This is a genomic window from Noviherbaspirillum sp. (genome assembly GCF_035627455.1).
Classification (GTDB): Bacteria; Pseudomonadota; Gammaproteobacteria; order Burkholderiales; family Burkholderiaceae_D; genus Noviherbaspirillum.
The window spans coordinates 1-22867 of record NZ_DASPLS010000071.1 but is presented as its reverse complement, the minus strand read 5'-3'; the positions used below and the strand labels follow the sequence as shown (position 1 = coordinate 22867).

The 22867-nt window shown below is 64.2% G+C and carries 20 protein-coding genes; 11 read left to right on the top strand and 9 right to left on the bottom strand.

Annotated features, from left to right (window positions below):
- Positions 1-3: 3 nt before the first annotated feature.
- Positions 4-894 (bottom strand): LysR substrate-binding domain-containing protein, encoded by an 891-nt coding sequence (locus tag VEC01_RS13795; protein WP_324901471.1) that lies wholly within the window; start codon positions 892-894, stop codon positions 4-6.
- Positions 895-896: 2 nt separating this feature from the next.
- The gene (locus tag VEC01_RS13790; RefSeq protein WP_324901470.1) at positions 897-2321 is read right to left on the bottom strand and encodes an FAD-binding oxidoreductase; all 1425 of its coding nucleotides are present in this window, start codon (positions 2319-2321) and stop codon (positions 897-899) included.
- 161 nt (positions 2322-2482) lie between these two features.
- Here VEC01_RS13790 and VEC01_RS13785 point away from each other — a divergent pair, with 161 nt between their 5' ends.
- A complete protein-coding gene (locus VEC01_RS13785; RefSeq protein ID WP_324901469.1) occupies positions 2483-3040 on the top strand; it encodes a cob(I)yrinic acid a,c-diamide adenosyltransferase in 558 nt (185 codons plus the stop codon).
- 58 nt (positions 3041-3098) lie between these two features.
- Here the strand turns inward: VEC01_RS13785 and dxs are convergent, their stop codons facing one another.
- Genes dxs through VEC01_RS13770 form a run of 3 tightly spaced genes read right to left on the bottom strand, consistent with a single transcriptional unit; the run spans position 3099 to position 6119 of the window.
- Positions 3099-4967 (bottom strand): 1-deoxy-D-xylulose-5-phosphate synthase, encoded by a 1869-nt coding sequence (gene dxs, locus VEC01_RS13780; protein ID WP_324901468.1) that lies wholly within the window; start codon positions 4965-4967, stop codon positions 3099-3101.
- A 1-nt stretch (position 4968) separates the two neighbouring features.
- Positions 4969-5865 carry a farnesyl diphosphate synthase gene (locus VEC01_RS13775; RefSeq protein ID WP_324901467.1) on the bottom strand — a complete coding sequence of 299 codons (897 nt, stop codon included), beginning with the start codon at positions 5863-5865 and terminating at the stop codon, positions 4969-4971.
- Positions 5862-6119: an exodeoxyribonuclease VII small subunit gene (locus tag VEC01_RS13770; protein WP_324901466.1), complete on the bottom strand. Its 258-nt coding sequence runs from the start codon at positions 6117-6119 to the stop codon at positions 5862-5864. Before VEC01_RS13770 ends, VEC01_RS13775 begins: the two co-directional genes overlap by 4 nt.
- Before the next feature lie 393 nt (positions 6120-6512).
- On the opposite strand from VEC01_RS13770, the gene VEC01_RS13765 reads away from it, so the two are divergent.
- The 3 genes from VEC01_RS13765 (at position 6513) to VEC01_RS13755 (ending at position 9557) form a co-directional block, all read left to right on the top strand.
- Positions 6513-7613, top strand: coding sequence for an aromatic ring-hydroxylating dioxygenase subunit alpha (locus tag VEC01_RS13765; protein WP_324901465.1), 1101 nt, complete (start codon positions 6513-6515; stop codon positions 7611-7613).
- Between the two features lie 129 nt (positions 7614-7742).
- Complete coding sequence (locus tag VEC01_RS13760; RefSeq protein ID WP_324901464.1) at positions 7743-8672, top strand: DMT family transporter; 930 nt, start codon at positions 7743-7745, stop codon at positions 8670-8672.
- A gap of 27 nt (positions 8673-8699) precedes the next feature.
- The gene (locus VEC01_RS13755) at positions 8700-9557 is read left to right on the top strand and encodes a sulfurtransferase (RefSeq protein WP_324901463.1); all 858 of its coding nucleotides are present in this window, start codon (positions 8700-8702) and stop codon (positions 9555-9557) included.
- Positions 9558-9610: 53 nt separating this feature from the next.
- Here VEC01_RS13755 and VEC01_RS13750 read toward each other — a convergent pair whose 3' ends face one another.
- Positions 9611-10345, bottom strand: a complete 735-nt coding sequence (locus VEC01_RS13750) for a ZIP family metal transporter (RefSeq protein ID WP_324901502.1) — start codon at positions 10343-10345, stop codon at positions 9611-9613.
- A 220-nt stretch (positions 10346-10565) separates the two neighbouring features.
- A complete protein-coding gene (polA, locus tag VEC01_RS13745) occupies positions 10566-13313 on the bottom strand; it encodes a DNA polymerase I (protein ID WP_324901462.1) in 2748 nt (915 codons plus the stop codon).
- On the opposite strand from polA, the gene VEC01_RS13740 reads away from it, so the two are divergent.
- The 5 genes from VEC01_RS13740 to VEC01_RS13720 all read left to right on the top strand — a co-directional run bounded on the left by VEC01_RS13740 (position 13314) and on the right by VEC01_RS13720 (position 17701).
- Positions 13314-14051 carry a TIGR00730 family Rossman fold protein gene (locus VEC01_RS13740; RefSeq protein ID WP_324901461.1) on the top strand — a complete coding sequence of 246 codons (738 nt, stop codon included), beginning with the start codon at positions 13314-13316 and terminating at the stop codon, positions 14049-14051.
- 117 nt (positions 14052-14168) lie between these two features.
- A complete protein-coding gene (locus tag VEC01_RS13735) occupies positions 14169-14579 on the top strand; it encodes a DUF2782 domain-containing protein (protein WP_324901460.1) in 411 nt (136 codons plus the stop codon).
- A gap of 42 nt (positions 14580-14621) precedes the next feature.
- The gene (locus tag VEC01_RS13730; protein ID WP_324901459.1) at positions 14622-15578 is read left to right on the top strand and encodes a homoserine kinase; all 957 of its coding nucleotides are present in this window, start codon (positions 14622-14624) and stop codon (positions 15576-15578) included.
- Between the two features lie 2 nt (positions 15579-15580).
- Positions 15581-16369, top strand: coding sequence for a BPSS1780 family membrane protein (locus VEC01_RS13725; protein ID WP_324901458.1), 789 nt, complete (start codon positions 15581-15583; stop codon positions 16367-16369).
- 108 nt (positions 16370-16477) lie between these two features.
- Positions 16478-17701, top strand: coding sequence for an HD-GYP domain-containing protein (locus tag VEC01_RS13720; RefSeq protein ID WP_324901457.1), 1224 nt, complete (start codon positions 16478-16480; stop codon positions 17699-17701).
- Between the two features lie 82 nt (positions 17702-17783).
- Here the strand turns inward: VEC01_RS13720 and VEC01_RS13715 are convergent, their stop codons facing one another.
- Together VEC01_RS13715 and VEC01_RS13710 are read right to left on the bottom strand one after the other, a co-directional pair.
- The gene (locus VEC01_RS13715; RefSeq protein ID WP_324901456.1) at positions 17784-20060 is read right to left on the bottom strand and encodes a UvrD-helicase domain-containing protein; all 2277 of its coding nucleotides are present in this window, start codon (positions 20058-20060) and stop codon (positions 17784-17786) included.
- 120 nt (positions 20061-20180) lie between these two features.
- Positions 20181-20558, bottom strand: coding sequence for a cupin domain-containing protein (locus VEC01_RS13710; protein ID WP_324901455.1), 378 nt, complete (start codon positions 20556-20558; stop codon positions 20181-20183).
- Between the two features lie 127 nt (positions 20559-20685).
- Between VEC01_RS13710 and VEC01_RS13705 the strand changes: the two genes are divergently transcribed.
- Positions 20686-21573 (top strand): LysR family transcriptional regulator, encoded by an 888-nt coding sequence (locus VEC01_RS13705; protein ID WP_324901454.1) that lies wholly within the window; start codon positions 20686-20688, stop codon positions 21571-21573.
- Positions 21574-21884: 311 nt separating this feature from the next.
- A complete protein-coding gene (gene dapA, locus VEC01_RS13700; RefSeq protein WP_324901453.1) occupies positions 21885-22754 on the top strand; it encodes a 4-hydroxy-tetrahydrodipicolinate synthase in 870 nt (289 codons plus the stop codon).
- Positions 22755-22867 lie beyond the last annotated feature (113 nt).

Sequence of the window (22867 nt, the reverse complement as noted above, 5' to 3'; positions counted from 1 at the left end):
GCGTTACAGCTTGCCGATGGTCGCCATCAGCCATTCGACAAAGGCACTGACTTCGGGCCGCTCGCGCGCCGCTTTTTCGTAGACCACGTAATAAGCATGCGGCGGCGACTTCAGCTGCACCTGGGGAAACAGCGGGACGAGTTCGCCGTTGGCCACCATGTCCTGCATGAAATGCTTGCGGGTCAGGCCCACGCCGTGCCCGTGCCTTACCGCTTCGAGCAGCAGGCCGAGGTCGTCCAGGCGCAGGCCGGTCGACGGTTCCGGCCAGTCGAGGCCGGCCACCTCGAACCAAGGCTGCCACGGCTCCAGCGCGGAGCGCAGCAGGGTCGCCTTGTGCAGGTCGGCCGGCGCCTTCAGCCCGCCTATCTTTTCCAGGTATTTCGGGCTGGCGACCGCGAAGGTCGGTTCCTCGTAGAGTTTCTCGGTCACCAGGTCGGGATACTTGCCGGCGCCGAAACGGACTTCGACATCGCTCTCGGACAGGCTCAGGTCGTACAGCGGCACCGACAGGAAGAGCTCGATCACGATGTCCGGGTGCTGCGCGGTAAAGTCCGCCAGGCGCGGCACCAGCAGGCAGCGCGCGAAGGTCGGCGGCACCGTCACCTTGATGCGCGGCTGGGCCGGCGCGGTCCGGTGCGGCAGCGGGAAGTCGGTCAGCGTGCGCAGCGCCGCCTTCACCACGTCGAGGTAACGGCGGCCGAATTCCGACAGCGTCACTGCCCGTCCGTCACGCAGGAACAGGCGTTCGCCGACGAATTCCTCAAGCAGGCGGATGCGGTGCGACAGCGCTGACGGCGTAATGCACAGCTCGTCCGCGGCAAGCGCAAAGGAACCATGGCGGGCCGCCGCCTCGAAGGCGGACAGGGCATGAACCGGTGGGAGGCGCGTGGCCATAGTCAGATCGTTTCTTGGACGGAGTGAAGGATTTTACCGGGGTTCATGATGTTTTTGGGGTCGAATGCACGCTTGAGGATGCGCATCTGCTCGATCGCCTCGACCCCGTGCTCCTGCACCAGGAAATCCATCTTGTGCATGCCCACGCCGTGCTCGCCGGTGCAGGTGCCATCCATTGAAATCGCCCGCGCCACCATGCGCGCATTGACGCCTTCTGCCTTCGCCACGTCAGCCGGGTCGTGCGGGTCGACCATCATCAGCACGTGGAAATTGCCGTCGCCGACATGGCCGACGATCCCGTGAATCATGTCGTTCTTTTCACAATCGGCCTGAGTGTCGAGGATGCATTCGGCCAGCCGCGAAATCGGCACGCAGCAGTCGGTCGAGATCGCGCGCGCGCCGGGCCGCATCTGCAGCATCGCGAAGTAGGCGTTATGGCGCGCCGTCCACAGGCGGGAACGGTCTTCCGGGCGGGTCGCCCATTCGAAGCCGATCGCGTCGTGCTCGCCGGCGAGTTCCTGCACCACCTGCGCCTGTTCCTGCACGCCGTGCTCGCTGCCGTGGAATTCGAACAGCAGGAGCGGCTTTTCCGGCAGGTTCAGCTTGTCGTGCCGGTTGATCGAGCGCACCGCATTCTCGTCGAGGAATTCCACCCGCGCCACCGGCACGCCCATCTGGATGGTCTGGATCACGGTGTTGACCGCGGCAGCGGTGTTCGGGAAGGAACAGACCGCGGCGGAAACCGCTTCCGGCTGCGGATACAGCCGCACCGTGACTTCGGTGATGATGCCGAGCGTGCCTTCGCTGCCGACGAAGATGCGGGTCAGGTCGTAGCCGGCGGAAGATTTCCTCGCACGGGTGCCGGTCTTGATGATGCGGCCGTCCGCGGTCACCACCGTCAGCGCCATCACGTTTTCGCGCATCGTGCCGTAACGCACCGCATTGGTTCCCGATGCGCGGGTGGCGGCCATGCCGCCGAGCGACGCGTCGGCGCCCGGGTCGATCGGGAAGAACAGTCCGGTATCCTTGATTTCCTGGTTCAGTTGCTTGCGGGTCACGCCGGCCTGCACGGTCGCGGTCTGGTCCTCGGCATGCACCGCGAGCACCTTGCTCATCTGCGACAGGTCGATCGTAATTCCCCCACGCAATGCAAGGATATGCCCTTCGAGCGAGGTGCCGGTGCCGTAGGGAATCATGGGGATGTCGAACGAACTGCAAAGTTTCACCGCTTCCGCCACTTCCTCCGTGGTCTGCGCGAACACGACCGCATCGGGCAGCATCGGATCGTAGGACGACTCGTCCCGGCCGTGGTGCTCGCGCATTGCAAGCGAGGTGGTGACGCGGTCGGCGAAAACGGCTTGGAGCGCGGCCAGCAGTTCCGGCGGCAACGGCTTCTTGAGCGCCGCGAGTTGGGCGGGATGGTTCATGCTTGTCTCCGGGAGGGGCTTGCGGCGGCGCCGCTGTCGACGGGCCGCCTTGTGCTTCGATTCTACTCCGATGGCGGGGGGCCGCCTATTGGCATCCGGACGACAGCGCCGCGGGCGTTTTTGCCGTATTCTCTGGGCTTGACCAACCTCGTTCCGACATCATGGGCAACAGACTCTCGAAAATCGCCACCCGCACCGGCGACAACGGCACCACCGGCCTGGGCGACGGCAGCCGCGTCCCGAAGGACAGCCTGCGCGTGCATGCGATGGGCGACGTCGATGAACTCAACTCGCAGATCGGCCTCCTGCTGTGCGAAGACATGCCGCCCGCGCTGCGCGAAGAACTCTTTTCGATCCAGCACGACCTGTTCGACCTCGGCGGCGAACTCTGCATTCCGGGCTACACGCTGATCACGGAGGTGCATGTCGCACGCCTCGATTCCCTCCTGGAAAAGTACAACGCCGACCTGCCGCCGCTCAAGGATTTCATCCTGCCCGCCGGCTCGCGCGCCGCATCACTCGCGCATGTCTGCCGCACCGTCTGCCGCCGTGCCGAACGTGCTGTCGTCACGCTGGGCAACAGCGAAACCATCAATGCCAATCCGCGGCAATACCTGAACCGGCTGTCGGACCTGATGTTCGTGCTGTCGCGCGTGCTTAACCGTTTCGCCGGCGGCAGCGATGTGCTGTGGGAGAAGGATCGCAAGCGCGACGCCTGACCCGGCCGCCGAAAAAAAAGCGACGCCCGCGCGTCGCTTTTTTTATTGGCCGGGCGGATCAGGTGTTGTTCACCACCAGCCGCGGCTCGCCCTTGTCGAAGCGCTTGCGGATCGAAGCGGCGATGCCTTTCGCATCGAGGCCGCACAGCGCCAGCAACTGGCCCGCGTCGCCGTGATCGACGAACCTGTCGGGCAAGCCGAGATGCAGGACCGGCTTGACGATGCCGGCCTCGGCCAGCGCCTCCGCGACCGCCGAGCCGGCGCCGCCCATCACGCAGCCCTCCTCCACCGTCACCAGCGCATCGTGCGACTGCGCCAGCTGCTTGACCAGCTCGACGTCGAGCGGCTTGACGAAGCGCATGTTGGCGACCGTCGCGTTCAGCGCTTCCGCCGCGCCCAGCGCCGGCGCCAGCATGGTGCCGAACGCGAGGATCGCGACGCCCTTGCCTTCGCGCCGCACTTCCCCCTTGCCGAGCGGAATCGCGCGCAGTTCCTTCCCGATCTCCGCACCGATGCCGGCGCCGCGCGGGTAGCGCACCGCCGCCGGGCCCTGGTACTGGTAGGCGGTGGTCAGCATCTGCCGGCACTCGTTTTCGTCGGACGCGGCCATCACCACCATGTTGGGAATGCAGCGCAGATAGGCGATGTCGTAATTGCCTGCATGCGTGGCGCCATCGGCGCCGACCAGGCCGGCGCGGTCGAGCGCGAAGGTCACGTCCAGGTTCTGCAGCGCCACGTCGTGGATCAGTTGGTCGTAGGCGCGCTGCAGGAAGGTGGAATAGATCGCGACCACCGGCTTCAGGCCCTCGCAGGCGAGGCCGGCGGCGAAGGTCACCGCATGCTGCTCGGCGATGCCGACATCGTAGTAGCGGCCGGGGAAGCGCTTCTCGAACTGCACCATGCCGGAACCTTCTCGCATCGCCGGCGTGATGCCGACCAGCTTCTGATCGTGCGCCGCCATGTCGCACAGCCAGTCGCCGAATACCTGGGTGTAGGTGATCTTCGACGCTGCCGACGGCTTGATGCCCTCGGCCGGGTTGAACTTGCCGGGACCGTGGTACAGCACCGGATCGGCTTCGGCCAGCTTGTAGCCCTGGCCCTTCTTCGTGACCACGTGCAGGAACTGCGGCCCCTTCAGGTTCTTCAGGTTCTGCAGGGTCGGGATCAGCGACTCCAGGTCGTGGCCGTCAATCGGACCGATGTAGTTGAAGCCGAATTCCTCGAACATCGTGGCCGGCACCACCATGCCCTTCGCATGCTCTTCGATGCGCTTGGCCAGTTCCAGCATCGGACCGGGCAGCACCGTCTTGCCGACGTTCTTCGCGGCTGCGTAGAACTTGCCCGACATCAGGCGCGCCAGATAGCGGTTGAGCGCGCCCACCGGCGGCGAGATCGACATATCGTTGTCGTTCAGGATCACCAGCAGGTTGATGTCATGATAGACGCCGGCATTGTTGAGCGCCTCGAAGGCCATGCCGGCGGTCATCGCGCCGTCGCCGATCACCGCGATCGCGTGCCGGTTCTCGCCTTTGGACTTCGCCGCCATCGCCATGCCGAGCGCGGCAGAAATCGAGGTCGACGAATGCGCGGTGCCGAAGGTGTCGTACTCGCTTTCGCAGCGGCGCGGGAAGCCGGAGATGCCGTTGAACTGGCGCAGCGTGTGCATCTGGTCGCGCCGCCCGGTCAGGATCTTGTGCGGATAGGTCTGGTGACCGACATCCCATACGATGCGGTCTTCCGGGGTGTTGAACACGTAGTGCAGCGCGATGGTGAGCTCCACCGTGCCGAGGTTGGACGACAGGTGGCCGCCGGTCTTCGACACCGAGTCGAGGACGAAGGCGCGCAGCTCGTCTGCCAGCGGCTTGAGCTGCATGCGCGAGAGCCTGCGCAGGTCCGCCGGTCCGTTAATGTTCTTCAGCAAATCCATACTATGCTTTCCGTTGCACGATCAGGTCCGCGATCTCGCGCAGACGCCGTGCCTTGTCCCCGAAGGGCATGAGCGCCTGGTGCGCATCATGCCGAAGTTTTTCCGCCAGTTCCCGGGACTCTTCCAGCCCGAGGATGGACACGTAGGTCGGCTTGTTGTCCGCCGCATCCTTGCCCGCCGTCTTGCCCAGCGTGGCCGAGTCGGCGGTCGCGTCGAGCACGTCGTCAACCACCTGAAACGCCAGTCCGACCGCGGCCGCATACGCATCCAGCGCCGCCTTCTGGGCCGCGCCGAGGGACGCGCCGCACAGCGCGCCGAGCAGCACCGACACCCGCAGCAGCGCGCCGGTCTTCAGGCGATGCATCCGTTCCAGCTCGCCCAGCGACAACGACAGGCCGACGCTGGCCAGGTCGATCGCCTGCCCGCCGCACATGCCGGCCGAGCCGGATGCCCGTGCCAGCAAGCGCAGCATTTCCAGCCGCCGCCCGGCATCGATCCCCAGCTCGCCCTCGGACAGGACCATGAAGGCTTGCGACTGCAGCGCATCGCCGACCAGCAACGCGGTCGCCTCGTCATACTTCACATGCACCGTGGGCTTGCCGCGCCGCAAGGCATCATCGTCCATGCAGGGCATGTCGTCATGCACCAGCGAGTACGCGTGAATCATTTCCACTGCCGCGGCCGCGCGCGCCAGCGCCGCATCGTCCGCGTCGAACACCTCGCCGGCTGCGAACACCAGCAGCGGACGCACCCGCTTGCCGCCGTCCAGCACCGCGTAGCGCATCGCCTCGTGCAGGCGCGCCGGCGCCTGCGCGGCAGGCGGCAGGAAGGAAGCAAGCGCGTCTTCCATGGCCGACTGCACCTGCCTCATCCAGTCGTCGAATGCGCGGCCGGTCATTCTTCCGCTCCGGACGCCGCTTCCGTGGCGAAAGGCTTGAGCATCTCGCCTTCCAGGACCTTGACCTGGCTGTCGACCTTGTCGAGCTGCCCCGCGCAATACTTGACCAGTTCGGAACCGCGTTTATACGCCGCCACCGACGCTTCCAGCGGGAGTTCGCCGGCTTCCATCTGCGCGACCAGCTGCTCCAGCTCGGCCATCGCATCCTCGAAGGACGCGGGCTGCCCCTCGGCAGGCGATGATTTCTTGGACATAGTGCTCAAAATTTAAGTGTAGCCCGATATTTTAGAACAAACCATCTGTAACCAGTTGAGGCCGAGAAACGCGAATTTCACGCGAATGCGCAGGAAAACGTCACGGTTCTGCGCAAGATCAAGCCGCATTAGGTAAACGGCAACATGATCGACCCATGTCCCACAGGCGGCGCAGCATCCGCGCAGAAAGGAGAACATACAGTTTTTCTATAGGCAAATTACCCTCGTCCGTAGCCCTTTTTTTTCTTATCAGAATTGCTGCTCGCGGGTTTCGGACACCGGCTGGGGTATAATCCTTGGTTCTGTCCAAAATTTCCGTTTCATCTTATTTGAATACTGGTTTTTGCGGATTCTTTCTCTCTTAGGTTGGTGCAAATTAATTTGGGGGTGGGGATGTCCGATCTGGCTTCTGCGGCCAAGCTCGCGCGATCCAACGCGCAACTTCCGGTCAACGTCTATTTCGACGACGCGCTGTTGCAGCAGGAAATCAAGCAACTATTTCAACAAGGGCCCCGCTACGTCGGCCATGAGCTGATGGTGCCCAACGAGAACGATTACGCTACGCTCCCCTGGGAAAAGGAAGGCCGCATGCTGGTGCGCGGCCCGCATGGCATCGAACTCCTGTCCAACGTCTGCCGCCACCGGCAAGCCAAGATGCTTGACGGACGCGGCAACTCGCCCAACATCGTCTGCCCGCTCCACCGCTGGACCTACGATCTGAAGGGCGACCTGATCGGCGCGCCGCATTTCGAGGACACGCCGTGCATGAACCTGTCGCCGGCAAGGCTGCAGCGCTGGAACGGCCTGCTGTTCGAGCAGAACGGCGTGAACATCGCCGACATGATGTCCAGGCTCACCGTGACCAAGGACCTCGATTTCAGCGGCTACATGCTGGACCATATCGAGGTGCACGACTGCGACTACAACTGGAAGACCTTCATCGAGGTCTACCTCGAGGATTACCACGTCGAGCCGTTCCACCCGGGCCTGGGCAACTTCGTGACCTGCTCCGACCTGCGCTGGGAATTCGGCGCCGACTACAGCGTGCAGACGGTGGGCATCAACAGCGGCCTGACCAAGTTCGGCTCGCCGAAGTACCGCAAGTGGCAGGAACAGGTGATGAAGTTCCGCAAGGGCGTGGTGCCACCCTACGGCGCGATCTGGCTTACGATCTACCCGAACATCATGGTCGAGTGGTATCCGCATGTGCTGGTGGTGTCGACCGTATGGCCGAACGGCACGCAGAAGACCACCAACGTGGTCGAGTTCTACTACCCCGAAGAAATCGTGCTGTTCGAACGCGAATTCGTCGAGGCCGAGCGCGCCGCCTACATGGAAACCTGCATCGAGGACGACGAGATCGGCGTGCGCATGGACGTCGGCCGCCGCATCCTGCTCGACCGCGGCGTCAATGAAGTCGGCCCCTACCAGTCGCCGATGGAAGACGGCATGCAGCACTTCCACGAATGGTACCGGGCTCGCATCGCGGTATAAGCGCACCGGCGGGCGGACGCAGGACGTCCGCCCGCGCCTCCTCTCCCTGCCTGGGCGGTTCCCTGCCCGCAAGTGCGATTGCGCGTATCATCATGGGCTTGCCCATCGTTCTTCCCCGTTAGCCGCCCCATGCAATCGCTCTGGATGCTGTTCGCAAGTTTCGTCTTCTCCATCATGGGGGTGTGCGTGAAGATGGCATCCGGCATGTATTCCATCGCCGAGATCGTGATGTACCGCGGCATGATCGGCGCGCTGTTCATGGCGGGCCTGATCACGGCGCGCGGCGGCACCTTCCGCACCGCGCTGCCCTGGCACCACCTGTGGCGCGGCGTGGTCGGCGTCACTGCGCTCTGGATGTGGTTCTATTCGATCGGCGAGCTGCCGATCGCGACCGGCATGACGCTCAATTACATGTCGCCGATATGGATCGCCGCCATCCTGTTCGGCGCCGCATGGTGGCATCGCCAGCAGCGTTTCGAATGGGGGCTGGCGGCGGCCATCCTGTTCAGCTTCATCGGCGTGACCCTGCTGCTGCAGCCGTCCTTCCACGCCGACCAGTGGTTTGCCGGGCTGGTCGGACTGGCATCCGGCGTGCTGTCGGCGCTCGCCTACCTGCAGGTAAAAAAGCTCGGCCAGATGGGCGAGCCGGAATACCGCGTGGTGTTTTACTTTTCCCTGACCGGCTGCCTCGCCGGCGTTGCCGGCACGCTCGCCGATGCGAACGGCGCCACCGCCTGGAGCGCGCACAGTGTCGAGGGCATCCTGCTGCTGCTGGCGACCGGCATCACCGCCACCGTCGCGCAGATGGCAATGACGCGCGCCTACCGCCTCGGCAAGACGCTGGTGACGGCGAACCTGCAATACACCGGCATCGTGTTTTCCAGTCTCTGGGGCATCCTGATCTGGGGCGACGTCCTCAGCCTGACGAGCTGGGCCGGCATCGCCATCATTCTTGCCAGCGGCATCGCCGCAACCTATTACAATGCACGGAACACCCCGCCTGCCGCCGCCAAGGTATCGGTGGCAAACGCGAACGATCCGATCGCGACCGAGGTATAGAGGGTGTAACAACCGGGAAGGAGACCCATGCCTTACGCCACCACACTGATTTGCGCGGAAGACCTGGCGCGTCATATTCACGACGCCAACTGGGTCGTGCTCGACTGCCGCCACGACCTCGCCAACCCCGACGCCGGCAAGACCGCCTATGACGCCGGGCATATCCCGGGCGCCCAGTTCGCCCATCTCGATACCGACCTGTCGGACAAACGCCCGGCGCCGGATGGCGCCTTCCGTGGACGCCATCCGCTACCGGACCGCAATGCCTTCGTCGAGACGCTGCGCCGCTGGGGCGTCAACCATGGTTCACAGGTCATCGCTTATGACGCCCAGGGCGGCATGTTTGCCGCGCGCCTGTGGTGGATGCTGCGCTGGATTGGCCATGAAGCGGTCGCGGTGCTGGACGGCGGCTTGCAGGCATGGCAGGCAGCCGGCCAGCCGCTGTCGAACGCGCCGGTCGCGCGGCCGCGCGGCAATGTCGAGCCGCATGCGCCGCTGGCATCGACTGTCAGCGCGGCGGATATCCTGGCCAACCTCGCGAACCCGGCGCGGACCGTCGTCGATGCCCGGGCGCCCGACCGTTTCCGCGGCGAGAATGAAACCCTGGATCCGGTCGGCGGGCACATTCCGGGCGCGAAGAACCGCTTCTTCAAGGACAACCTTGCGCCGGACGGGCGTTTCAAGCCGGCCGCGCAGCTGCGCCAGGATTTCGGCGCGCTGATCGACACGCCGGAAAACAGCATCATGCAGTGCGGCTCCGGCGTGACCGCCTGTCATAACCTGCTGGCGCTGGAAGTGGCCGGCCTGAAGGGCGCGGCGCTGTACCCGGGCTCATGGAGCGAATGGTGCGCCGATCCTGCGCGCCCGGTGGCAAGGGGCGGGTAAGCGCGCGGCGGCAGAGGCACCCCTGACTCAGGGGACGCCCCCCCTGACGATCGCTAGTGGTCGTGGGACTGCCCAGTCAGCAACAGCACCACCGCGACACCGACGGCGATCAGCAAGACCTGCGGGATCGTGTCGCGCAGCGTCGACCGGCGCTGCATCTGCGGCATGAGGTCGCTGACCGCGATGTAGATGAAGCCTGAAGAGGCAAATACCAGCACATAGGGAATCATTCCCGACGCGCGTTCCAGCGAAAAATACCCGATCACCCCGCCCGCCACCGCCATCAGGCTGCACAACAGGTTGTACACATATGCACGGGCGCGGGAAAAACCGGCATTGAGCAGCACGATGAAGTCACCGATCTCCTGCGGGATTTCGTGCGCGATGATTGCCAGCGCAGTAATCAGGCCGAGGTTCGGATCGGCCAGGAAAGCGGCGGCGATCAGGATGCCGTCGGTGAAATTATGCAGCCCGTCGCCCACCAGGATCATCCATCCCGCCTTGCCTGCCTCGTGCGCATCGTGGCCGTGCTCATGGCCATGGCCGTCGCCCTCGTAATGGTGCGAATGGCGCAGGATCGCCATCTTCTCGAGAAGGAAAAAGCCAAGCAGGCCGGCCAGCAGCGTGGCGAACAGCGCATGGGTGTCGGCGCCGGACTCGAACGCCTCCGGCAACGCATGCAGCAGCGAGGTTGCGAGCAGGAGGCCGACCGACAGGCTGACCATGCGCTCGACCATTTTCGACAGCAGCGAAAAGGAAAACGCCGCGGCCGCGGTAATGCTGACGATGCCGGCAAGGATCGTGGCTAGCAGGATGGAAAGCAGGGAAGAGTCGATTTTCGGCCTCGGCAAAGATGCAACAAAGTTGCAAATTAAAGCACAGACCGGGTATTTCGGCAAACGGCAGCAAAAAGCGCGGCTGTTTCCACCGCGCTTTCCAGGCTGCGCCCTTTCCTTGTGGCGGCAGCCGCCGGGCCGCTCGCCGGCAATGCCGGAATCACCGCCCCGCTCAGTGCGCCTGGTCCCAGTTCGGGCCGATGCCCACTTCCGCCAGCAGCGGCACCTTCAATTGCGCCACGCCGCTCATCAGCGCCGGCAGCTTCTGCCGTACGCGCTCGAGTTCTTCCTGCGGCACTTCCAGCACCAGTTCATCATGCACCTGCATCACCATCTTCGACGCCATGCGCTCCGCTTCCAGCCAGTCCTGTACCGCGATCATCGACAGCTTGATCAGGTCGGCGGCGGTGCCCTGCATCGGCGCGTTGATAGCGGCGCGCTCGGCGGCCTGCCGGCGCGGACCGTTGGGCGAATTGATCTCGGACAGCCACAGGCGGCGGCCGAACACCGTTTCCACATAACCGCGCGCCTTGGCCTGCGTGCGCGTGTCAGCCATGTACTGCGCCACCGCCGGATAGCGCTGGAAATACTTGTCGATATACATCTGCGCCGCCGAGCGCTCGATGCCGAGGTTGCTCGCCAGTCCGAAAGCGCTCATGCCATAGATCAGGCCGAAATTGATCACCTTCGCATAGCGGCGCTGCTCGCTGCTGACTTCCGCCGGGGCTACGCCGAAGATTTCGGCGGCGGTCGCACGGTGGATGTCCTCCCCCTCGGCGAATGCGCGCAGCAGGTTGTCGTCGCCAGAAATGTGCGCCATGATGCGCAGCTCGATCTGCGAATAGTCAGCCGACACGATCACGCTGCCGGGTGGTGCGATGAACGCTTCCCGGATGCGCCGGCCTTCGGCGGTGCGCACCGGGATGTTTTGCAGGTTGGGATCGTTGGATGCCAGGCGGCCGGTGACGGCCACCGCCTGCGCGTAATTGGTATGCACCCGGCCGGTGCCGGGGTTGACCATCTTCGGCAGCTTGTCGGTATAGGTCGATTTCAGCTTGGACAACCCGCGATAGTCGAGCAGGATCTTGGGCAGCGGGAAATCCTCCGCCAGCTTCTGCAGCACTTCCTCGTCGGTCGACGGCGAGCCGGACGGCGTCTTCTTCACCACCGGCAGCTGCAGTTTGTCGAAAAAGATTTCGCAGATCTGCTTGGGTGAATTCAGGTTGAACGGCTGGCCCGCCAGCTCGTAGGCCTGCTTTTCCATCTCCAGCATGCGCAGGCCGAGTTCATGCGACTGCGCCGACAGCAGCTGCGCATCGATCAGCACGCCGTTGCGCTCGATCTTCTGCAACACGACCGAGGTCGGCAGCTCGACTTTCTCGTAGATGAATTGCAGGCCCTCGTCCTGCGCCACCTCCGGCCACATCGCCTGGTGCAGCTGCAGCGTCACGTCCGCATCCTCCGCCGCATATTCGGTCGCACGCTCCACCGCGACTTCGTCGAAGCCGATCTGCGACGCGCCCTTGCCGCACACTTCCTCGTAGGCAATCGTCTTGCGGCCGAGGTGGCGCAGCGCGAGGCTGTCCATGTCATGGCTGCGGTGGGATTCGAACACATAGGATTGCAGCAGCGTGTCATGCACGATGCCGCGCAGCGTCACGCCATGGTTGGCGAAGATATGGCTGTCGTATTTCAGGTTCTGCCCGACCTTGGGCTTGCCGGCGTCCTCCAGCCAGGGCTTGAGCTTCGCCAGCACCAGTTCGCGCGACAGCTGCGCGGGCGCATCCTGGTAGCGGTGCGCCACCGGGATGTAGGCCGCCTTGCCGGGCGTGCAGCACAGCGAGATGCCGACCAGCTGCGCGCGCATCGGATCGAGCGAGGTGGTTTCGGTATCGACGGCAGTCAGTGCCGCGGCGTCGACGGTTGCGAGCCAGCGCTCGAGCTGCGCTTCCGTCAGCACGGTCTCGTACTCGGCAGCGGGGGCCGGCGCGGCGGCATCGAACAGGCCGCCCTGCGGCTCCCCATTGGCCGGCGCCGTAGCGGCACGCGCGCTGCCGGCATCGCCCGTGAGTTCGCGCAGCCAGGTCTTGAAGCCGTAGCGCCGGAAGAAATCGATCAGCGCGTCGTTATCCGCCGGCCGCGCGACCAGCGATTCCGGGATCGACACCATATGCTTGGCCAGGTCGCAATCATGTTTGATGGTCAACAGCACCCGCGCCTGCGGCAGCCAGTCGAGCGCGCGACGCAGATTCTCGCCGACCGCGCCGCCGATGCCGGCCGCCTGTTCGATGATGTTGTCCAGCGTGCCGTACTGGGTCAGCCACTTGACCGCGGTCTTGGGGCCGACCTTGTCGACGCCGGGCACATTGTCGACAGTGTCGCCGATCAGCGTCAGGTAGTCGACGATGCGTTCCGGCGGCACGCCGAACTTCGCGATCACGCCTTCGCGATCGAGTTTCTCATTCGTCATCGTGTTGATCAGCGTGACATGCTCGTTCACCAGCTGCGCCATGTCCTTGTCGCCGGTGGAGATGACCGCCTCCATGCCATGCTGTACCGCCTGCGTGGCGAGGGTGCCGATCACGTCGTCGGCCTCGATGCCTTCCACCATCAGGATCGGCCAGCCGAGTGCGCGCACCGCTTCATGGATCGGTTCGATCTGCCGGGCGAGGTCTTCCGGCATCGGAGGCCGGTGCGCCTTGTAGTCGGGATACAGGTCGTCGCGGAATGTTTTTCCTTTTGCGTCGAATACACAGGCGATGTATGCTGCATCGAAGTCGTTGCGCAGCTTGCGCAGCATGTTGATCATGCCGTAGATCGCGCCTGTCGGCGCGCCTTCCCCGTTGCGCAAATCGGGCATTGCATGGAAGGCGCGATACAGGTAGCTCGAACCGTCAACTAACAACAAGGTTTTATTCATATGGAATCAAAGGGAAAAAACGTGCCCCGTCTGCGGCAGATCGCGGACGTCAATCGCGCCACGGCGAAAAAGGCGCGTGAATCGTGGCATATGCTCACGATTATGGCAGAGTTTATCGAGTCGACCGAACGGCTGGCGGAATTGCGGCCGGCAGTCTCGATCTTCGGCTCCGCCCGCACGAAACCGGATGATCCCTACTACCAGAAGGCGATCGACATCGCGCGCCGCCTGTCCGATGCCGGACTCGCGGTGATCTCCGGCGGCGGCCCCGGCATCATGGAAGCCGCAAACAAAGGCGCGTTCGAAGGCAAATCCTCTTCTGTCGGGCTGAACATCGAGTTGCCGCACGAGCAAGCCAGCAATGCCTGGCAAGACATCTCCATTAATTTCCGCCACTTTTTCGCGCGCAAGGTCGCGTTCGTGAAGTATGCAGACGCATATGTCGTCATGCCCGGCGGCTACGGTACGCTGGATGAATTCACCGAGGTGCTGACGCTGATTCAGACCGGGAAGTCACGCCGTATTCCCGTCATTCTTGTCGGCACAACGTTCTGGCGTGGCCTGCTCGACTGGTTCCGGACCAGCCTTGCAGCGAACGGCATGATCGATGTGAAGGATCTCGACCTGGTGCAGCTGATCGACGAACCCGCCAACGTCGTGGAAGCGATCTTTGCGTTCTATGAGGCGCATCACGAGCTGCTGTCCGCCGACAGCAGGGAAGCCGGCGCGTATCTGTGAGACTGCCGGAGCGCCCAAGGCCGGGAATTTCCCCGGCCGCCGGGTCGGGTTTGCTAAAATGTTGCTCCAGCGCCTGATTGCAGTCAGGCAAAGCGGATCAACCAACACCTCGACCTCATGACGTTCCTGAACAAGGCACGGCACGCAGCGCTTGCCTGCATTGCCATTCAAGCAACCACACTGGCGGCGTTCGCGCAGCAGCCGCCACAACTGGAAAGCCTGGACGAAGGCGAGGCGCCGGCGGTCACGATCCGCAAGCCTGACCAGAAAAGCCGGATCGAGGAAAACCGCACGCCTGGCGGCAAGGTCACCGCGATCAGGGTCAGCACCGGCGGCAGCACCTATGTCGTAAGAGCGAATGACCAGGCAGGCAGCGCCGCCGCCGGCGACCTGCAGGGACATGCAATACGCGCTGCGCAATGGGAAGTGAAGGAATTCAACCTGGGCCGGCCGACCGCCAGGGAGCAGGAAGAAGCGCAGGCCGCGGCGCCTGCACCGCCGCCGCCCCCGCCACCCGCCCAGAAATAGCACTCCACCCAACCCGATTTCGACTTTTTATCGTTTCCGCACATGGCAGTATTCACCCCGGTCAGCCTGGATGACCTTACGGAATGGACCAAGCAGTTCTCCCTCGGCAAGCCGCTTGCGGTCAAGGGCATTTCCTCCGGCATCGAAAACAGCAATTTCTTCCTCACGGCCGAAGCGGGCGAATATGTCCTGACGATCTTTGAAAAGCTGAGCTTCGAACAACTGCCGTTCTACCTGGAACTGATGCGCCATCTCGCTGACCGCGGCGTGCTGGTCCCCGCGCCGGTTGCCAATCGCCATGGCGATATCCTGCACGCGCTGCATGGCAAGCCGTGTGCGATCGTCACCAAGCTCGACGGCAGCTCGCAGCTCTCTCCAGCGCCGGCGCACTGCGCGGCGGTCGGCGCGATGCTCGCGAAAATGCATCTTGCCGGCCAGGATTTCCCGCTGCAGCAGCCAAACCTGCGCGGCCTGGACTGGTGGCGCGAAACGACGCCGGTGGTCATGCCCTACCTGCCGGAAGACGCGCAGCATCTGCTGCGAGCCGAAATCCACACGCAGGAAGCCTTTGCCGCCTCCGCCACCTTCCACCAGTTGCCGCGCGGCCCGATCCATGCCGACCTGTTCCGCAATAATGTGATGTTCGACGGCGAGCGGCTGACCGGTTTCTTCGATTTCTACTTCGCCGGCTGCGACACCTGGATCTTCGACGTGGCGGTTACCGTCAACGACTGGTGCATCGACCTAGCAACCGGCGCGCTGGACGAAAGCCGCGTGCGCGCGATGCTCGATGCCTACCACGCGGTGCGGCCGTTCAATGCCGCCGAAAAGATTGCATGGCAGCCGATGCTGCAGGCCGGTGCGCTGCGCTTCTGGCTGTCGCGGCTGTACGATTTCTATCTGCCGCGTGAAGCGGAGATGCTGACGCCGCACGACCCGACGCATTTTGAACGCATCCTTCGCCAACGCATCAACCATCCGGTGCCCGACCTGTTCTGACAATGGATAAATTGCCCGCAATTACCGGCTGGCTCTGGGTGAAGGAAGGATTTGCACTGTTCCGCAAGCAGCCCGCCGAAATCTCCACGCTGTTCCTGGCGTACATGTTCCTGATGATCGCCATCGGCTTCCTGCCGCTGCTCGGCCAGATATTGCCGCTGATGCTGGTGCCGGTGTTTTCGATGGCCTTCATGCAGGCCTGCGCGAATATCGAGCAAGGCCGGAAGGTGTATCCGAACCTGCTCCTGACTGGTTTCCGCAGCCCGGCGATGCGCCGCCTGATCAAGCTCGGCGTGCTGTACCTGGCTGCCGCGGTTGTCGCCGTCGGCGCATCGGCGGTGGTCGACGGCGGCGTGTTCTGGGAAGTGATGACCGGCCAGAAGAGCCTGGACGCGGAAACCATACGCGGCTCGAACCTGTCGTCTGCCATGATGTTCGCCGCGGCGATCTACACGCCGGCGCTCATGGCATTCTGGTATGCCGCGCCGCTGGTCGCCTGGCAGGATATGAGCATCGGCAAGGCAGTGTTCTACAGCTTCTTCGCGGTCAAGCGCTCCGGCATGGCCTTCCTCGTGTACGGACTGGTCTGGATGCTGCTCGGCGTGATCCTGCCGGCGGTGATTTCCAGCTTCGTCGCGCTGCTGGTCGGCAAGGCGTTCGCGGTGATGCTGGTATTGCTGTCAGTCTCCCTGATGCTGACCGTCGTGATGTACTGTTCCTTCTATCCGACCTATACCTCGATTTTCGGCCGCCCCGGACCGCAGCCCGCTCCTGTCCTGCCGCAACAATAGCCGCTTCCCGTCCGGCTCGCTGCTAGCAGGAAACATTCTCGCTATACTAGCCCCACGCCGGTCCCTGCGCCGGCCGGAACTGTCAACGCGACATCCAGGGAGGTGCAGATGATCAAGAAAATCGCGGTACACCAGCTCAAGGTCGGCATGTACGTGCACGACCTGAGTTGCGACTGGATGAATCATCCATTCATGCGCAACCGGCTGCTGGTCACCTCCGAAGACGAGATCCGCAAGATCATCGACGCCGGCATCCACGAGGTGTACATCGATACCGGCAAGGGCCTGGATGTCGCCGATGCGCCGACCGCGGAACAGGTGCAGCGCTCGCTCGAAAAGGAACTGGTCGACATTGCCGCGCGCCAGCCGGCGCCAGTCGCCCGTGTGACCCTGACGCAGGAAATCGCGCGCGCCAAGCAGATCAAGAACCAGGCGCACCAGCTGGTACGCACCGTGATGGCGGACGCGCGACTCGGCAAGGCGATCGAACTGGACCGGGTCGAGCCGGTGGTGCAGAACATCACCGAATCCATTCTGCGCAATCCCGGCGCGCTGACCGGCCTGCTGCGCATCAAGAACAAGGACGACTATACCTTCCTGCATTCGGTCAGCGTCTGCACGCTGCTGGTCGCCTTTTGCCGCTCCGCAGGGCTGGACGCGGCGACCACGCGCGAGGCCGGCCTCGGCGGCCTGCTGCACGACACCGGCAAGGCGCTGGTGCCGGACGCGGTACTGAACAAGCCGGGCCGGCTGACCGACGCGGAATTCGACATCATCCGCAAGCATCCGAAGGACGGCTACGACATCCTGCTCAGGACACCCGGGGTGGGGGAAATCCCGCTCGATATCACGCTGCATCACCACGAGCGCATGGACGGCAGCGGCTACCCGGACAGGTTGCCGGGCGAGCGCATCGGCACCCTCGCGCAGATGGCGGCGATCGTCGACGTGTACGACGCAATCACCGCCGACCGCTGCTACCACAAGGGCATGCCCGCCGCGGTCGCGCTCCGCAAGATCTACGAATGGAGCAAGTTCCACTTCAATGCGCAGCATGTGCAGGCCTTCATGCGCTGCGTCGGCATCTACCCGGTCGGCACGCTGGTGCTGCTGGAATCGGGCCGGCTCGGCGTGGTCACCGAACCGCACGAGACCAACCTGCTGGCGCCGAAGGTGAACGTGTTCTTCAGCACCCGGTCCAACACCTACATCAAGCCCGTGGAAGTGGATCTGTCCAGACCGCTGGGCCTGGGCGGGGGCGACAAGATCCTCAGCCATGAATTGCCGGAGAAGTGGCGCGTCGACCCGATGAAGTTCTTTGCGCTGGAATAGGTCTCGGCAAGCATAGGGCTGCGTCCTGCGACGCCAGCCCCAAGCGGCGCGGCAGTGCCGCGCACGCCCGCTGAACGGCTGCTCAGCCGGCCACTCTTTCAAGCTTGGCAATATTGAGATCGAGGAGCTTCATCCCGTGGCGCCCGAAGTTGATATGGGCGCGGGTATTGGTGCCGCTGCCTTCGATATTGACGATCACGCCCTCGCCGAACTTCTGGTGCGCCACCGTCTCGCCGACCCGCCAGCCGGCATCCTTGCGGCTGAAGTTCTGCGCAATCGCGTTCGCCGCCGCTTCCGGCGCCTCGTCCCAGGCCGACTTGCGCTGGCCGAACCAGCTGTGCTGCTGCACCTTCGGCGACAGCCACTTGAGCGCCTCTTCCGGCAATTCGTCGAGGAAGCGCGACTTCATGTTGTAGCGCGTCTGGCCGTGCAGCATGCGGGTCTGCGAGAAGCTGATGTAGAGCCGCTTCTTGGCGCGCGTGATCGCGACGTACATCAGGCGGCGCTCTTCCTCCAGTCCGCCTTCTTCCTGCGCACTGTTCTCATGCGGGAACAGGCCTTCTTCCAGCCCGGTGATGAACACCGCGTCGAATTCCAGGCCCTTGGCGGAGTGCACCGTCATCAGCTGCAGCGCGTCCTGCCCGGCCTGCGCCTGGTTGTCGCCCGCTTCCAGCGACGCATGCGACAGGAAGGCCGACAGCGGCGACATCACGGTGGGCAGCGGCGCGTCGGCGTCGATCAGCTCATCGCCGTTGGGAAGCGGCACGCCCGAAGAGGCCTGCGTCTTCGGGCCGAGCAAGGCCGGCGCGTCGATGCCGAACCCCTCCTCGGAAACGAACAGCATCGCGGCGCTGACCAGCTGCTCCAGGTTTTCGATGCGGTCCGCGCCCTCCTTCTCGGTCTGGTAATGCGCTACCAGGCCGCTCATGTCGAGCATCACCTGCACCATTTCCTGCAGCGGCAGGTTCTGCGTCTCGAAGCGCATGCCTTCGATCAGCTTCACGAAAGAACCGAGCGAGGTACCGGCCTTGCCGGCCACATAGGGTACCGCCGCATAGAGCGACACCCCGTACTGGCGGGCCGCATCCTGCAGCTGCTCGAGCGAGCGCGCGCCGATGCCGCGCGCCGGGAAATTCACCACGCGCAGGAACGCGGAATCATTGTGCGGGTTGTCCATCAGCTGCAGGTAGGCGATCGCATGCTTGATTTCCGCGCGCTCGAAGAAGCGCTGGCCGCCGTACACGCGGTACGGAATGCCCGCGGTGAACAGCGCATGCTCGATCACGCGTGACTGCGCGTTGGAGCGGTACAGGATCGCGATCTCGCTGCGCGACGCGCCGTCATTGATCAGGCCCTTGGCCTCTTCGATGATCCACTGCGCCTCCTGGATATCGCTGCTGGCTTCATAGATGCGCACCGGCTCGCCATGGCCGGCGTCGGTGCGCAGGTTCTTGCCGAGGCGCCGGCTGTTGTTGGCGATCAGGATGTTGGCGGCATCGAGGATGTGGCCGTGCGAGCGGTAGTTCTGCTCCAGCTTGATCAGGTTCTGCACGCGGAACTCGCGCTCGAACGCGGCCATGTTGCCGACGTTGGCGCCGCGGAACGCATAGATGCTCTGGTCGTCGTCGCCCACCGCGAATACCGCGTTGTGCTGGCCCGCCATCAGCTTGAGCCAGTTGTATTGCAGATTGTTGGTGTCCTGGAACTCGTCGATCAGGATGTGCTTGAAGCGCGACTGGTAGTGCTCGCGCAGCGGCTGGTTACGCATCAGCAATTCATACGAGCGCAGCAGCAGTTCCGCGAAGTCGACCACGCCCTCGCGCTGGCATTGCTGGTCATACGCCTCGTAAAGCTCGACGAAGCGGCGGTTGTAATCGTCATTCGCCTCCACATCCTTCGCGCGCAAACCCTGTTCCTTCGCACCGTTGATGAAGTACATCAGGTTGCGCGGCGGGTATTTTTCGTCGTCGATGTTGAGCGACTTCAGCAGCCGCTTGATGGCGGAGAGCTGGTCGGCCGAATCGAGGATCTGGAAGGTCTGAGGCAGGCCGGCGTCGCGGTAATGCGCCCGCAACAGCCGGTTGCACAAACCGTGGAAGGTGCCGATCCACATGCCGCGAGTATTGATTGGCAGCATTGCGGACAGGCGCGACATCATCTCCTTCGCCGCCTTGTTGGTAAACGTTACCGCCAGCACGCCGGCCGGCGACATCTGTCCGGTCTGGATCAGCCAGGCAATCCGCGTGGTCAGCACGCGCGTCTTGCCCGAGCCGGCACCGGCCAGGATCAATGCGGATTGTGCGGGAAGCGTGACGGCGGCGAGCTGCTCGGAATTAAGGTTGTGGAGGAGATTTTGCATCCGCAGATTATAGCCGCGCGGCGATGCCGGAGGCGCATCTCTGCGCCATCCTTCCGGCCTTCCCGTTTCCAGCGTTGCAAGAAGTTGGCGGGCGGACAAAACCGCCTCGCCGCCACAACATCAGGAGCGCCAGGGAAGTTCGATCGGCGCGCCGTCCGGCAACCAGGTCGCCACCGGCGTCGCGCTGAATACGGCGACAAGTTGCAGCGCTTCCTTGCCCACGCTGACTATCTGGTGGTCGACATCGGCCGGAATCAACACGGTCATGTCGGCGCCGAAGCGCTCGATGCATTCGCCGATATGCAGCTCGCCCGCGCCCGCCCGGCACAGGACCACTTCCTCGCAATCGTGCCGGTGCGGCGGCGTTGCCGCACCGGGAGCCAGCGACTGCTGCCAGACCGAGATGCGGCGCAGGCCGTCGTCGCTGCCCGCAAGGGTCACGTGCTCGATGCCGGGAATGCCGGTCGCGGCCGGCGCCTGGTTTGCAATCACATACATGGTCGATCTCCTTGTTTTACGGGTCGCCGCCCGCATGGCGGCCGAGAGATGAGTATGCGCATCTCGCGCCCTGTCCGGAACGATGTGCAATGTCGTAATATTGAGGAAAATTTTTCTTCAATCGCAGATGGGCAGCTTCAACCAGTTCCTCGCGTTTGCCAGTGCCGCGCGCCGCCGCAGCTTTGCGCAGGCGGGGCGTGAGCTCGGCATCACGGCATCGACCGTGGCCAAACGGATCGCGCAGCTGGAACGCCAGCTCGGCGTGAAACTGTTTCACCGCACGACGCGCCACGTCACCCTGAGCTCGGACGGCGAGGCACTGTATGCGCGCTGCGAGAAAATCCTGGCCGACATCGATGAACTCGAAGCGCTCGCGGCCGGCGCCAGCGGCGAGGCGCGCGGCGAACTGCGCATCAACGTGCCGATCACTTACGGCAAGCGGGTGGTGATACCGGCGCTGGCCCGGTTGATGGCGGCACATCCGGCGCTGTCCGCCGACCTTCGGCTGTCGGACCAGTTCTGTGACGTGGTCAAGGATGGGATGGATGCGGTCATCCGCATCGCGCCGCTCGAAGATTCGCGCCTGGCGTGCCGGCGTATCGGCTGGCAGCATCTGTTGCTGTGCGCCAGCCCGGCTTACCTGGCTCGCCACGGCAAGCCGAAGCATCCCGGCCGCCTGGACGGCCATGCATTCCTGCTGTTCCGCAATCCAAGTTCCGGGCGAGAGCGCCCGCTCCAGTTTCGGGTCGAGGACAGGACCATCGACCTGCATCCCCCGCGCCGCGTGCTGATGGACGACGGCGAAGCGCTGGTGCAGGCGGCGTGTCACGACCTCGGACTGACGCAGGTGCCGGACTACATGGTTGCAGAGGAACTGGGGAACGGCACACTGGTGGAGGTGCTGGCGCGGTACCGCCCGCCGCCATTGCCGATCAGCGTGATATGGCCGGGGAGCCGGCTGCTGCCGCCGCGGGTCCGCGCATTCATAGATGCTTTGGCGACACCCGGAAAGTGAAGCGGACGGGCCGGCTTGACGCCCTGCGCCTGCCGAAACATAATCGATAGACCATTCTTCTTCCAATGCTTACGATGACTGCCCAGCACGCCGCCCGCCCTGCCAACCTGAGCGCCCCCGCTCCGGTGTCGGCACGCGCTGCTGCAGGCAAATCGAAAAAACAGTCGCTCATCTGACCGGGGCGCGCTGTCCCGTCAGGTGGGCTGACGGGACAGCAGGCACACAGACCGGTCGCACTCCCTCCCTCTGTTGCACGCACTCGCAGAACACCCTGGCGGTGACCCTGACGGTCATTCAAACAGGAGTGTTTCATGACAGGCTTTTCAGGTATCTGGGTTCCCCTCGTGACACCGTTCCGCGGGGACGCGATCGATTTCGCATCGCTGCAGGCGCTTGCACGCCGCCTCGTTGAAGCGGGCGCATCCGGGCTCGTCGCATGCGGTTCGACCGGCGAGGCGGCGGCGCTGGACGAAGACGAACAACTCGCGGTACTGGACGCGGTACTCGCGGCAGTGCCCGGCGCACCGGTGATGATGGGGCTGGCGGGCAACAACCTGCGCGCGGTGCTCGGCCGGCTGGAACGCGTGCAGCAGCGCCCGGTCGCCGGCCTCCTTGTGCCGCCTCCCTACTACATCAGGCCATCCCAGGCCGGTCTGACCGAATACTTCCGTACGCTTGCCGATGCCGCCCTGGTTCCGCTGGTCCTCTACAACATTCCGTATCGCACGGGTGTGACGATGGAGTTCAACACACTTGCCGGCCTCGCCCGCCACGACCGCATCGTGGCGCTGAAGGACTGCGGCGGCGACCCGGTGCTGACGATGCGGCTGATCACGGAAACCGGGCTGCAGGTCCTGGCAGGGGAGGATCACCAGCTGCTTTCGACCCTGGCACTCGGCGGCAGTGGCGGCATTATGGCATCGGCCCATCTGCGCACCGAGCTGTTCGTGCAGATCGTCCGGCTGGTCGAGCACGGCGCGCTCACGGAGGCAAGGGACAGGTTCTATCGGCTGCTGCCGCTGATCAGGCTGCTGTTCCGGGAACCGAATCCCGGGCCGCTGAAGGCGGCGCTCTCCATGATGGGGTGGATGGACGACGGCTTGCGCGCGCCGCTGCAGCAAGCCACGCCTGCACTTTGCGAACAGATCGGGATGGAACTGAAGCGGCTGGAATGCGCGTAAGCCGGGTCGCGGCCGCGTGCGGCAAAACCGCGCGCGCCGGATGCGGCTACAATCGTATTCCCTTCCCGGCAAATACTACGAGGGCCAATTGACCTATCCGCCATCCCTGCAGG